Source organism: Amycolatopsis sp. NPDC104775, assembly GCF_055583325.1.
In genome coordinates this window covers 38,798-52,258 of record NZ_JBVJOE010000014.1, presented here as the reverse complement: position 1 = coordinate 52,258, position 13,461 = coordinate 38,798, and the positions used below count along the sequence as shown (strand labels likewise).

At 70.9% G+C, this 13,461-nt stretch carries 10 protein-coding genes; 9 read left to right on the top strand and 1 reads right to left on the bottom strand.

Going from position 1 to position 13,461, the window contains the following annotated elements; all coding sequences use genetic code 11:
• Positions 1-3 precede the first annotated feature (3 nt).
• The 9 genes from ACZ63D_RS39310 (at position 4) to ACZ63D_RS39270 (ending at position 11,554) form a co-directional block, all read left to right on the top strand.
• Positions 4-861: an SCO6745 family protein gene (locus ACZ63D_RS39310; protein ID WP_465359408.1), complete on the top strand. Its 858-nt coding sequence runs from the start codon at positions 4-6 to the stop codon at positions 859-861.
• A gap of 482 nt (positions 862-1,343) precedes the next feature.
• On the top strand, positions 1,344-1,610 hold the full coding sequence (locus tag ACZ63D_RS39305; protein ID WP_037815757.1) for a hypothetical protein: 267 nt from the start codon (positions 1,344-1,346) through the stop codon (positions 1,608-1,610).
• Positions 1,611-1,622: 12 nt separating this feature from the next.
• The gene (locus ACZ63D_RS39300) at positions 1,623-2,111 is read left to right on the top strand and encodes a hypothetical protein (RefSeq protein ID WP_465359407.1); all 489 of its coding nucleotides are present in this window, start codon (positions 1,623-1,625) and stop codon (positions 2,109-2,111) included.
• Between the two features lie 3 nt (positions 2,112-2,114).
• Positions 2,115-5,075: an ATP-binding protein gene (locus tag ACZ63D_RS39295; RefSeq protein ID WP_465359406.1), complete on the top strand. Its 2,961-nt coding sequence runs from the start codon at positions 2,115-2,117 to the stop codon at positions 5,073-5,075.
• Positions 5,076-5,121: 46 nt separating this feature from the next.
• Positions 5,122-7,200 carry a magnesium transporter gene (locus tag ACZ63D_RS39290; protein WP_465359405.1) on the top strand — a complete coding sequence of 693 codons (2,079 nt, stop codon included), beginning with the start codon at positions 5,122-5,124 and terminating at the stop codon, positions 7,198-7,200.
• A 4-nt stretch (positions 7,201-7,204) separates the two neighbouring features.
• Positions 7,205-7,804, top strand: coding sequence for a hypothetical protein (locus tag ACZ63D_RS39285; RefSeq protein WP_465359404.1), 600 nt, complete (start codon positions 7,205-7,207; stop codon positions 7,802-7,804).
• A gap of 2 nt (positions 7,805-7,806) precedes the next feature.
• On the top strand, positions 7,807-8,805 hold the full coding sequence (locus tag ACZ63D_RS39280; protein WP_465359403.1) for a C40 family peptidase: 999 nt from the start codon (positions 7,807-7,809) through the stop codon (positions 8,803-8,805).
• Between the two features lie 2,242 nt (positions 8,806-11,047).
• Entirely contained in the window at positions 11,048-11,332 is a 285-nt protein-coding gene (locus ACZ63D_RS39275; RefSeq protein ID WP_465359402.1) for a hypothetical protein, read from the top strand.
• A gap of 24 nt (positions 11,333-11,356) precedes the next feature.
• The gene (locus ACZ63D_RS39270) at positions 11,357-11,554 is read left to right on the top strand and encodes a hypothetical protein (RefSeq protein ID WP_037368770.1); all 198 of its coding nucleotides are present in this window, start codon (positions 11,357-11,359) and stop codon (positions 11,552-11,554) included.
• 837 nt (positions 11,555-12,391) lie between these two features.
• Here the strand turns inward: ACZ63D_RS39270 and ACZ63D_RS39265 are convergent.
• Positions 12,392-13,351, bottom strand: coding sequence for an ATP-binding protein (locus tag ACZ63D_RS39265; protein ID WP_465359401.1), 960 nt, complete (start codon positions 13,349-13,351; stop codon positions 12,392-12,394).
• Positions 13,352-13,461 lie beyond the last annotated feature (110 nt).

Below are 13,461 nucleotides of genomic sequence, written 5' to 3'. Positions count from 1 at the left end.
CGCATGGGTCAAGCCGTCGCCGCCGCTGTCGCCTTCCGGACCACATTCGACGCTCTGCACGCCCCCGTCTACTTCGCGCCCGAGACCCAGGAGCGGCTCGCCGCCGTGGGTCTCAAACCGGGATCGATGACCTACTTCGCCAGCCGTGCCGCGGCGATGGGCCCGGTCGGACCGGGCCCGGTCGCCGCCACCTTCTACAGCTTCAACCCGGGGCTGATCGCCCACTTCGTCCCGCGCGTCTGGACGCTCGCCGCCCCGGAGACCGTCCTGGAAGCCCGGCTCGTCGCCGTCGACGAGATCTACCGGCGGCTGTTCGGCGACGAGACGCTCGCGTCCGCGGAGGTCGCCGAGGCGGCCGCGCTCGCCCGGGAGGCCACCGAAGGCTGCCGTCCGGAAGGCCGCCCGCTCTACGCCGCCCACGCGGATCTGGACTGGCCCGAACAACCGCACCTCGCGCTCTGGCACGCGATCACGCTGCTGCGCGAACATCGCGGAGACGGCCACGTCGCAGCGTTGACCACGAACGATCTGTCCGGCCTCGAAGCACTGGTCACGCACAGCGCCACCAGGAACGGGACTCCGCCGGACACCGCCAAACGGACTCGCGGGTGGAGCGACGAGGAGTGGGACGCGGCCGCCGCCCGGCTGACCGTCGACGGCGTCCTCGACGCGGACGGCGCGCTCACCGAGCGCGGACTGGAACTGCGCGAGCGCGTCGAGGCAGCGACGAACGCGGCGGCGCAGGGCCCGTGGCGGCACCTCGGCGAGGAGAAGACGGCTCGGCTGGAGCAGCTGTGCGCTCCGCTGAGCCGCCGGGTGATCGAAGCCGGCGCGATCCCGAGCGCGGCGTTCCGGACCTGATCGGGGAGACGGTCCGGAGCTGCCCGGGATCACGCTTTGTAGTGAACAAATGCGCACATCGGACGTGATGGTGACCGTTATCGCATCAGAGAGTGATCAATTCCAGATTGTTTTCCACACCGGTTGTCACTCACCGGACTCGCGGCGGAACGCCAATCGGGGCATGCCACACTGGTGCCTGCCCGACACGCCGGTCCGGGGCGCACCGAGAGTGAGCACCGCACGATTTGCGGAGCCGCACCGCCGGGAGACTGCGCAATCCGGGTGGCTTGGGTTATTCCGGAGCACCCTTGCCACGATGATGGAGGGCGAGGAATCCTGACCATCGGACAGCACCACCCGCCCCTTGACCACAAGTCGACATTCCACCGACGCTTCACGCAGCGCGCTTTGACCATTACCCCTTGTAACGCCATGATGGTGTTCGTAGCTTCGCCGAAGCCAGAACAGCACGGCGCCAGCCGTGCACCGGGAGTATCGCGATGACCAGCATGACCGCCCTCGAGACGTTTGTGGCCGAAGGGCTCAGCACCGGCAACGTCCGGACCTGGCTGCTCGACAACATCATCCCCCTCGTGCTGCTCGCGGTGGCTCTGCTCCTGCTGTGGCTCGGCGGCGGCAAGGGCGACAACGCGGGCGTCATGCGGCGGCTCGCCGGCGTGGTCATCGCGCTCGCGATCATCGGTCTCGCGGTCAGCGGCGCGGGCGTGAACGTGGGCCAGTGGATCGCCGGCCTGTTCACCGGCTGAGGCGGAGCAGGCGTGCGGATCAGGACCGATGACGAGGTGTACCGGGTCGATGCCGTCTGGCTCGGCCCGCCGAAGGCGACTTTTCCCTGGCGAGCCCGTTATGTGGCCTGGCTCGTCGGCATTCCGGTCTTCCTGGTCGTGCTCACCGTGGAGCGGTGGGTCGGCTGGAGTTTCGGGTTTTTCTCCACGGCGTGGGCGTTCGTGGCCACGATCGTGATCACCCGGCTGATCACCGCCAAGATCAGCCACGAGCGCCCGCTGGGCGCGGTGATCGCGATGATGGGCCAGGAACTGCGCACGCCGAGAGAGCGGACCTCGGGCGAGGGCGGCGCGGCGAGCGCCAGCCGGGTCCGGGTGCGGGCGGAGCGCCCGCTGCCGAAGCACAAGAGAAGGCGGCAGTACCAGCACCGCGACCCGCGTCGCGGTGCTGGCGCGAGTGCCGGGAAACAGGGAGCACCACGAGCGCGCCGGAGCCGCCCCGCGGCTCGGGCCGGGAGGTAGTCGTTGTTCGGTCGCGGCGGAAGCCGAGGGAAGCGGGAGCAAGACGTCCCTGCCGGTGCGTGGAACGCGCCTCCGCAGGGAGGCCGTCCGCAGTCCGGCGGCAAGAAAACCGGCGGCAAGGGCCGCCGGCTGCCCGGTGAGCAGGCGATACCGGCGTACACGCCGTCGATCGCCGCCCGCAGCATCGACGGGCACCTGCTGCGGACCGGGTACGAGGTGTACGCCTGGTACCGGCTCGCGCCGCAGCGCTGGTCGTTCCGTTCCGATTCGCAGCGCCGCGACCTGATCGCGGCCATCGCGGGCCAGTACGCCGAACTGCAGGGCCGCTGGCTGCACCTGCGCGTCACCAACCGGCCGTATCCGATCCGGATGTGGGCCGAGGCGCACGTGCACAACGCGGTCGGCAGGCCGAACGACGTGCCGGGCGCGCTGTCGTTCGACGACTACCTGATCGGCGAGCAGCAGCAGCTGATGGGCCGCTCGATGGCGGAAAAAGAGGTCTACCTCGGCGTCCAGGTGCAGACCCGGCGCATGGTGGACCGCGCGGTCGAACGCGCCGCGCCGGTGCTGCGCCGGATCCTGCCCGAGGCGGTCGACGCCGAACTGGCCGCGCTCGACTCCGAGATCGAGCACCTCGACCAGATCATCGGCAGCGCCGGGCTGGAAGGCCGTCCGGTGCACGCCGAGGAGATGTCCTGGCTGATGCACCGCTCGTGCTCGCTCGGCCTGCCCGCGCCGCGGAACATGCCCGCGGTGCCGGGCGCGGCGTGGGAGCCCGAGGACCTCGCCAGCTTCACCGACGCGGCTGATTTCCACGCCGACCCGTACGCGCCCACGGTGACCGTGCGCGGCCGTACCGGGTCGAACGCCGGGGTGTCGCGGCATCTCGCGGTGCTCACCGTCGGCCAGATGCACGGCCTGCAGATCCCCGAGGTCGACGACCCGTGGATCCAGCACGCGGACCGGCTGCCCGCGGCGGTCGAGGTGTCCGCGCGGATCTACGTGCGGCGGCCGGAAGAGGTGTCCGGGGAACTGCAGCGGCAGATGAACAAGGTCCGCTCGCAGGTCAAGCACTACACCGACGAGCACGAGCTGGAGCCGCCGCAATCGCTGGCCCGCCAGGCCGGCCGGGTGCTGGAGATCGACGACGAGATGACGTCGGGCTTCACCGCGCTCGCCACGCGCGTGCGGTCGTGGTGGCGGCTGGCGGTGTCCGGCCCGACCGAGCGCGACGCGCTGCGGCTGGCCCAGCAGTTGCTCGACCTGTACAAGCCGAAGATCGCCATCGAGCACCCGGAAGCGCAGTACGCGATGGCCCGGGAGTTCATCCCGGGCGAGCCGCTGGCCTCGGGCGCGTACATGCGCCGCGGTTCGGTGGTGTGGACGGCGTCCGCGGTGCCCACCGCGACCGCGGAGGTCGGCGACCGGCGCGGCATCCTGCTCGGCGAGACCGTCACCGCGACGCGCCGGCCGGTGGCCTGGGACCCGTGGATGGCCCAGGAAATCCGCGACGGTTCCGGCCTCACCGCGATGGTCGCCGGACTCGGCGGCGGCAAGTCGTTCCTCGGCGGCGGCATCGTCTACAAGACGCTGCGCGCCGGGGCGCACTGGACGATCCTCGACCCGTCCGGCCCGCTGTCGCGGCTGTGCGACCTGCCGGAAATCCGGCCGTACGCGCGGCCGATCAACCTGCTCAACGCCCAGCCGGGCATCCTCAACCCGTACCGCGTGGTCGCCGATCCGCTGATCGAGCACTTCATGGACGAGGAGGACCCGGAACGCTCGTGGCGGCGCGAGAAGGCGCTGGCCGGGGCGACCCGGCGGCGGCTCGTGCTCGACGTGCTCACCGGCGTGCTGCCGTACGAGGTGTCGCGGATGGCGCAGACCCGGATCGTGCTGCTGCGCGCGGTCCGCGCGGTCGGCGGCCGGTTCGACGCCGACCCCGGCCAGGTCATCGACGCGCTGCGGCGGGATTCGAGCGAGCACCACGAGCACGCGGTCGTGGTCGCGGACTTCCTGGACGAGATGCGCGAGCGGATGGCGCTGCTGATCCCGGAATCCGACGCGGACCCCTACTCCGAGACCCGCGACGACCGGATGACCGTGCTGACCATGGCGGGCCTGACCCTGCCGAAGGACGGCGTGCCGCGCGAGTACTGGACCGACGCCGAATCGCTCGGCGTGGAAATGCTGAACCTCGCCGCCTGGCTCACCCAGCGGTCGGTGTACGAGAAGCCGAAGGAACTGCGCAAGGGCGTCTGGATCGACGAGGCGTTCTTCCTGTCCGAGGTGCCGACCGGGCGCGTGCTGATGAACCGGTTCGCGCGCGACTCGCGGAAGTGGAACGTCCGGGTGCTGCTGTCGTCGCAGATCCCGGCGGACTTCCTGAAAATCCAGGGTTTCGTGGCGCTGCTGGACTCGGTGTTCGTCGGCCGGCTCGACGACGACGACGCCCAGGCCGACGCGCTGCGGCTGCTCAAGGTGCCGGTCGGGGTGGGCTACGAGCAGGTCGTCGCCGCGCTCGGCCGCCGTCCCGGAGCCCAGCGCGGGCTGGAACGCGACATGGAGCCCCGCCAGTTCATCTTCGGCGACGGAGCGGGCGGCGTGGAGCGCATCCGCGTCGACTTCTCCGGCCCGCATCTCGACTCGCTTCGCGCGGTCATGGACACCACTCCTGGCTCGCCCGACGCGCGCAGCAAGCCCGGCAGCGAACTCGTGGTACCCCACGAGGACGAGGCCGCCCCGCACGTCCCCGCCCCACCGGAGGACGACGAGCTGGAGCCCGACTTCGAATTCCAGGCGGAACTCGAGGTCGGACTCGCCGACGAGCAGCTGCTGGGCTCGCCGGACCCGCTCGCTTCGGAAACCGGCGAGGTGGAGGGTGCAGTGCGCGACGGACGGCAGGAGGACCGGCACGCCCGTGCCGGCGGCAAGGGCGGCGGCACCGGCAGGGATGCGGCATGAACCCCGGTGATCCGGGCCGGCCCGCGCCGGCCGTGAGGAGGCCTGCGTGAACACCGTCTTCACGCTGGCGTTCGTCCTCGCGTTCGCCGCCGGCTGGCACGCGCTGCGCAAACGCGTCAAGGAAGGCCCGAAGCCAGGCGGCCGCCGTCCCAGCCGGCGCGCGTCGCTGCTGGCCGTGGTGGCGGTGATCGGGCTGCAGACGGTGCTGTTCGCGCCCGCGGCCAACGCGGCGGCGTGCGGGGAATCGCCGAACCCGGAGCGTCCGGGAGCGGGGATGGTCGGTGCGCTCGACCCCGCCGAAGGCCACGGCGAGGCGGGCAGCCCGTACATCGATTACAGCTACGCCGGATTCGTCTGGAACACCTATCAGACGAACTGCACGGCGCTGTCGGCCATCGCCTCGCCCAGCTCCACTATCGACACGTGGGCGGGCAACCAGCTCTTCAACGTCGGCAAGAACATCGTCGGCGCCACCAACTCGCTGCACTACACGGTGCTCGAGGGCGGTCTGCTCAACCCGATCTACAACGCGGTGAAGTCGGGCGCGGAGAAGGTCTACAACAACATCTACGCGCAGTTGTTCGGGCTGGTCGCGCTGATTCTGTCGATCATGTTGTTCCGCAACATCTGGCGCGGTGACCTGGCCGGGGTCAGCAAGCGGGCGCTGTACGCGATGGCGGGCGTGTGGCTGGCCGCGTCGTCGCTCGCGATGCTGCGGTATTTCGATCCGATCGACAAAGCGATCGTGCAGACCACCACGAACATCCAGGCCGGGTTCGTGGACGAGTCCGAGAACCGGGTCGTCCGGCACATCCTGCCGACCGACCTGCACAACGAAGTGGTCTACAAGAACTGGATGCGCGGGGAGTTCGGGTCGCCGGACGCGCCGCAAGCGGCCCAGTACGGCCGCCCGTTGCTCGACGCGCAGGCCTTCACCTGGGAGCAGTTGCGCAACGGCGACGACGCCAAGCAGAACGTCGTCGACGCCAAAAAGGCCGCCTTCAAAGACATCTCCACCAAACTCGGCCCCGCCACCGGCTACTTCACCGGCGAGGCGGGCGGCCGCACCGGAGCCGGGTTCCTCGCGCTCGGCCAGAGCCTCGTCTACTCGCTCTTCCAGCTGCTGGCCAAGGCGTCCGTGCTGCTCGCGCAGGTGCTGATCCGCCTGTTCGCGCTCACCGCGCCGCTGATCGGCCTGGTCGCGCTGCTGAACCCGGAGATCCTGCGCCGCGTGCTCAAGGTCGCCGGCGGCATCGCGTTCAACCTGGTCGTGCTGTCGGTGCTGGCCGGCGTGCACGCGCTGCTGCTGCAGGCGATCTTCGCCGCGGGCGACGGGCTGAACCTGCTCACCAAGATGGTCCTCGCCGGGCTCATCACGGTGCTGCTGTTCCTCGTCGGACGGCCGGTGCGGCGGCTGTGGCAGATGGTCGAGATGTCGGTCAGCATGGTCGGCGGCGCGGTGCCGACGCCGGGCGGCGGGCTGTTCTCCCGGTTCCGCCGCAAGAACGAGCCGACGCCGCAGGACCAGTTCTGGCAGAACGTCCGCGACACCGACGACGTCGTCGACGGCGACCAGCGCGGTCCGATCGGCGCGACGGTCGGCGGCGGCCGGTACCGGCCCGAGGCGGCGGTGTTCGCCAGTTCGCAGCGGCTCGACAACGGCTCCCGGGCGGCCCGGCCCGCCGCGGCCTGGTCCGGTGCTCCGTGGCCGGGCGCGGTCGGTCCCGCGCAGTCGGCCGCGGGCGCACTGCCCGCGGGCGGCCGGGGAGGGTCTCCGGTGTTCGGCCAGTACCACCCGGTCGCTGGTGCGCCCGGCGACTACGTGATGGCGGGCGCTCGGTGGCCGGTCAAGGAAAGCCGCCAGGTCGACACGTCCCCGGTCGCCGACCGGCGGTGGAGCGACGAACCGGAACCGGTGGTCGTCCCGTCGCGGATGAGCGCGCCGGAGCGCGGCTACTCCGCCCCGGCTCCGGACCAGCCAGGGTTCACCGTGCCGACGCAAGGCGTGCGGGCCCAGCCGCGCCGGGTGGACCCCGAGGTCGTGGCCGGGAAACCGGTGTTCGTGCTGTACCGCCCGTCGCGCGGCATCGAGGTCCGCGACACCGACCAGGTCATGGGGCGGTGAGGCGATGCCGATCCGCACCAACCGCGGCCGGACCGCGGTCTACCGCCGCCTGTGGGGTTTCCCGCTCCGCTCGCCCCGGCACCTTGTCGGCACGCTGGTGTTCCTCGCCGTGGTGATCACCGCGCTGGGCATCGCCCTGCCCAAGGTGCTGGGCAAACCGGCGTCCGCGCATCCGGGTACGGGACCGCTGAGCTCGTCGGCCGGTCCGCGCACCGGGGTCGCGGCCCCGGTGCCGAGCACGGAAACCCTGCCGACCCGGCTGTCCCAGCCGCTGATCACCCCGACGTCGGCTCCGCCGAGCCCGGAGGCGCTGAACGTCGCGAAACAATGGGCGACGGCGTGGGTCCGCCATCCGGCGGGCATCTCGAACGCCGACTGGCTCAACGGGATGCGCGGGCTCACCACCGACGAGTACCTGCCCGTCATGTCCACTGTGGACCCCGCGAACATCCCGGCGACCAAGGTCACCGGCGAGCCGACGGTCGCGCAGTCCTACTCCAGTTCGGTCAAGGTCGTGGTCCCCACCGACGGTCCGAGACTCAGCATCACCGTGGTCAAAACCGACGCGGGATGGCGAGTGTCGGACTATGACCAGGCGAGCTGACCGTGAAGCTGGCCATTCTCGTCTCGGTGGTGATCGCCGCGGTTTTCGCCACGGTGCTGACGACCAACGTCGTGCAGAAGGCGGTGACCGACCAGCAGCAGGCGGCGGCCGGCGGGATCACGCTGACCTCGTGCGACGCCGCGATCGGCCCGACTCAGCCCGGGGAGCCGGAGCAGGGCGGATCGGACGCCGCCGAACTCGACCAGGAGTCGCGCGGCACGGTTTCGCTGATCATCGCGATCGGCAAGCAGCGCAGCCTCGCGCCGCGCGCGTGGCAGGTCGCGATCCAGGCCGGGATGACCGAATCGCGGCTGCACAACCTGAACTACGGCGACCGCGATTCGCTCGGCATTTTCCAGATGCGCCCGTCGATGAACTGGGGCAGCGCGGCCCAGGTCACCGACCCGAACTACGCGATCAACAAGTTCTTCGACGTCCTGCTCGGCGTCCCGGACTGGGAAAACCTGCGTCCCGGCGACGCGGCGCAGCGGGTCGAGCGTTCCGGTTTTCCAGACCGCTATCACCGCTGGGAGGCCATGGCGGCCACGCTGGTGCAGAACATGGGCCAGATCGCCGACGTGGCCGGCTGCGGGCAGGGCATGGGCGCCGCGCTGCCGCCGAGCCAGGCCGCCGCGCAGGCGATCAAGTTCGCACTCGGCGAGCAAGGCAAGCCCTACGTCTGGGGCGCGACCGGCCCGGACTCCTATGACTGCTCCGGCCTGATGCTGCGCGCCTACGAGTCGGCGGGCGTGATCCTGCCGCGCGTCTCGAAGGACCAGTACAAGGCGGGCGCGATGCTTCCGGTGCGGGAGGCGCAGCCCGGCGACCTGATCTTCCTCGCCACCGACCCGGCCGATCCGTCGACCATCCACCACGTCGCGATGTACCTGGGAGACGGCAAGATCGTCGAGGCCCAGCAGACCGGCGTGCCGGTGCACATCCGCCCGTTCTCGTTCGACGAGCACGAAGTCGTGCCGCAGGCGGTGCGCCCCGGCGTCTAGCATGGGTGCGGGAGGCACCGGCTCTTGACCCGCGGGTGCCCAGTACCGCGGGTCCGGATTCACCCCGAAGTCGCGGCCTGTCCACGAGCACGTGGCCGCGCGCTGGCAGAGGATGGCACACGTGGCACGGAAATTCGGCAAGCGAGGCAAACCGGGCCAGAGCGAGCCCCAGGACCCGGCGGCGCTGTTCGGCGCACCGCAGCCGCCGCGCCAGTCCGCGCACCCCGCGTCCAGCACCCCGTTGGCGGACCTGCTGAACCAGGGAATGCCCGGGGTGGACGGCGGGTACGTCGTCCTGCCGCGTTCCCTGGCGGAGAGCATGTCGCTCCCGTGGCAGCAGCAGATGGCGGCTTTGCTGGCCCAGTTCCACGGCGAGCACGCCCGCTTATCGTGGCCGGTCTACCGGGTGGTTCCGTCCCGCTACGAGCGGTTGGTCGATCTCGACGAGGAACAGCTGGCCGAGGCCGGTTACCTCGTGGAGATGGACGCCGAGGGGGAGATGGTCTACCGGGAACGGAGCGGCCGGAAGGTCCAGGACCCGGACCGGACGACGGTGCTGGTGTCCTGCCTCGATCCCATCCCCCGCCCGGCCGCGGCTGGCCCGGCGCCCGCGGAGGCGCCGCTGATGGGGCCGTTAGCCGCGCCAGTGCCGATGAATATCGGACCGGCTCCGGTGTGGCGGTCGGTGCCGCATGGGGTTGCTCCGGGAGAGTCCGCTGGTTCGGCTCAGCCGCCGGTGAATCCCGCCCAGGCGGCTGGCCCAGTGGCGCGTCCGCCGGAAGACACGGCCCGATCCTCGGCGGAGAGCGGTCAGCCTGCCCCGGAACAGCCTGTTGCCCCTGCGCGACCAGAAGAGCCGATCTCCGAGGCAGCCCAGCCCAGCCCGGCTGCCGAGGCACCGGTCACCGCGGACTCGATTGAGACCACCGAGGAAGAGCCAGCCAGCGCAGCCCCCAGCGCGCCCGATACGGCCGCGGTTCCTCCCGCCGTGGACACTCCGAACGATCCGCAGCTGCGCGCGAGGCAAGCGTGGCAGCCAAAGCCGTATGTGCACGAGCCACGTCAGCCCGCACGCCCGGCGGAAGCGTTGCCGCCGCAAGGGAATCCCGCTGGCGGAGCCCCCGCGCACGGTCGGCACGAGGCAGCTCCGCAACCGACGTGGCAGGCGCACAACCCGGCGGGTCAGGTTTCTTCGCCTGGGGTGCAGCAGTACGGGCCCGCTCAGTCGGCGTCGCCTATGCCTGCCGCACAACCGGTTCAGCCCCAACCGGTCACTCCGCCGGTGTCCAACGTGGAGCAGCCCGCGTCCGGTATGGCACAACCGATCCCGCCCGCGAATCCGGCACCGCACCAGGCTCCCTCGGCTGGCGCGGAGTCGCTGCCCGGAGCGTCGCAACCGCCCTCACAAGTGAATCCTCCGGCGGTTTCTCCCGCGGCCAGTGCTGAGTCGGCGCTGCCTGTATCCGGCTCGGCGCAAGCGGTTCCGCCTGCGGCGCAGCATCAGCCTCCGGCGGGTTCTCCTGTTCCCGGCGTGGGGCCAGCGAATCTGCCTGCATCGGGCGTGTCGCAACCGATCCAGCCCGCGGTTAACCCGGAGTCGGCGAACCCGCCTGCCTCCGTCGCGGGACCAGCGGTTCCGTCTGCGGTTCAGCATCAGTCGCCGCAGACTGCTTCTCCCGTTCTCGGCGCAGAACCAGCGAACTTGCCCGCATCCGGCGTGCCGCAACCGATTCCGCCTGCGGCCAGTGCGGAGTCGGCGAACCCGCCCACATCCGGCTTGGAACAACCGGTTCCTCCTGCAGCGCAGCACCAGGCTCCGTCGGCAACTCCGGTGCCTGGCGCGGAGTCAGGGAACGCGCCCGCAGCATCGCAACCGCTATCGCAGGGCCAGCAGTTCCCGCAGGTGGCTCCCGGCACAGAGTCGGTGAGCTCGTCCGAGTCCGGTGCGGCGCAACCGGTTACGGCCGAGGCACAGCATCAGCCGCCGCCCGCTGCTCCTGTCTCGCGCGGTGTGGAATCGGTGAACCCGCCCGTCGGTGGCGTGTCGCCTGCGGTGCAGCATCAGCCGCCGCCCGCCGCCCCCAGTGCGAACCCGCCAGCGTCCGGTTGGACACAACCAGTCCCGCCCGCGGGGCAGCCCCCCGTTCCGCCCAGCACGCAACCTCCCGCGACGGGCGCACCGTTCCAGTTGCCGCAGCCCAGCGGGCGTCGGCGATCCGAGACTGGGCCAGACGGGCGGCCGTTGCCGGTGTTTCCGGGGCAGGGGAATGCTCCGGCCGGACCGCCGCCGTCGCGGACGTATCGGGACGAGCTGCCGGTTTTTCCGGGCAAGAAGTCCGCGGTACCGCCGGTGCCGGACTACAGCGCTCCCTCGCCGACGGACGACGCGGCGACCCCTCCCCGCGGCATCCCGATCGGGGACGCTCGCGGGTGGTTCGACGAGCACCCCGACCACGAGGACGACGGTCCCGCCGACTTCGGGCCTACCGGGAATCCCACGGAGATCCCGTTCCGCTGGCGGAAGTGAGCGGGCAGGTGTCAGGCTGAACCCATGTCTGACGACCCGAACCCGGACCAGGGCTGGTACTACAACACCCGAACCCACGAAGTCGAGCATCTGGAACGCAGCCGAGGGGTCGACCTCCTCGGCCCCTATCCGGACGAGGCCACGGCCCGCCGCGCGCTCGACATCGCCCGCGAACGCACCCGCCAGGCCGACGCCGCCGACCGCGCCTGGGACGGAGACTGACCGCGAACGCGGGAAGGAACCTCGACGCCCGGAGTTGCCGATCTTCGCCGGGAGCAGAGCATCCCAAGCGACCGAACCGATCGGGCTGACGTGGTTCGGCAGCCAGGGCCGCGGGCGCGCCAAGAGTGGGCGATCCACGCCGCCCTGTGCCTGGAGTGGATGGGCCGGGGCTGCGCCCGGGGCGATCGCCAGGCCGTGCTGTGCCTGGAGTGGATGGGCGGGGACTGCGCCCGGGGCGCGCCAGGCTGTGCTGGACCTGGAGTAGATGGGCCGGGACCGCACTGCGCATGGAGGACGTGCGCCGGGCGGTGCCGCGCCAGAGAGTGGGCAGGGCGGTGCTGTGTCAGCAGAGGGCGAGCCGGGCCGCGCTGTGCCAGAAGGAGCCGTGCCGCGCTGAGCCAGGAGGGCGGGGCTGGGGCGTGCTGCGCACGGAGCGGATGAGCCGTGCTGCGCTGAGCCAGGAAGGGCACGGCTGGGGCATGCCGTGCCAGTAGCGGGTGAGCCGCGCCGCGCTGAGCCATGAAGAGCGCGGGCTAGGGCCGTGCGCCCGGAGCCGGATGAGCCGGGCCGGTGAGCCAGGAGGGCGCGGGCTGGGGTCGCGCCAGGAGCGCATGAGCCGCGCCGCGCTGTGCGAGGGAGTGGTGGGCTGGGGCCATGGGCGCGCCGGGCGTGGGTGAGTCGCGCTGGGAACCTAGCCCAGACCGTTAACAGCCACCGCCCCACAACCGCGGCGACCCGAGTCCTCGTCAAGGGCGGCAAAACCAAACCGCCGACCGGACAAGTCACCGTCCGGTCGGCGGCATAAAGCGGGTCAGCGCACGAAACACCCCGCGGCCGTCACCCGGCCACCAAAGCCGGGTCCAGCACGAAGTCCGGATCCACCTGCGACTCCAGATCCGCCCCTACCCGCCCGTTCCCCCAAGCCCGCGCGTTCCTCAGGTGGAACTCCACCCCTTGCCGCTGGTATCGCGCCCAATCCCGGGGCGTCGTGTCCACCTGGTCCTTCATCGCGGCCAGGGTCGCCAGGTTGCGCGGTTCCAGTTCGCTGATCGGCCGGGTGGTCCCGCGTTCGGCGGCGCGGACGTGGCCGGACGTGGTCATCCATCCCAGCAGCACGGAACCCAGCTGTTCGGTCAGGAAATCGACATCGTCGCTGTCGGTGACCTTGTTCCCGACTGCTACCAGGTGAACCCCGAAGTCCCGGGCGTGATCCGCGTACTGCCGGTAAACGCCGACACTGCGCAGGGTCGGTTCGCACACCAGGAAGGTCACGTCGAAACGCGTGAACAGACCGGAGGCGAACGCGTCGGCTCCGGCGGTCATGTCCATCACGACGTACTCGTCCGTGCCGTCGACAAGGTGGTTCAGCAGCAATTCAGCCGCGCCGACCTTCGAGTGGTAGCAGGCCACGCCCAGGTCGTCCTCGTCGAACTGGCCGGTGACGCCCAGCCGGACGTCGCCCAGCGGGCGGAAGCAGGCGTCGAAGATGGGGTTGTCCTCGAAGGGCCGCACGAGGCGCGAACCCCGGCCGGGCGGCGTGGTTTTGATCATCGCTTCGGCGGAGGGGATTCGCGGGTTGTCGCCGCGCAGGTAGTCCTTGATCAGCGGCATGTGCTCGCCGAGGGTGGGCCACGCCAGGGCCTGCTCCTCGGTCGCGCCCAGGGCTACCGCCAGGTGCTGGTTGATGTCGGCGTCGATGGCCAGCACCGGTTTGCCCGCGCTGGCCAGATACGAGACGAACAGCGACGAGAGCGTGGTTTTCCCGCTGCCGCCCTTGCCGACGAACGCGATCTTCACCGATCCGAACCCTTCTGAAAATGAAGACGGTTATCAATGCCAGGCAGGCTACACCCGACCGGCCCGCGCCCGAACGGGCGATCACCGGCGGTTCGGCGGGATAGTGTTGG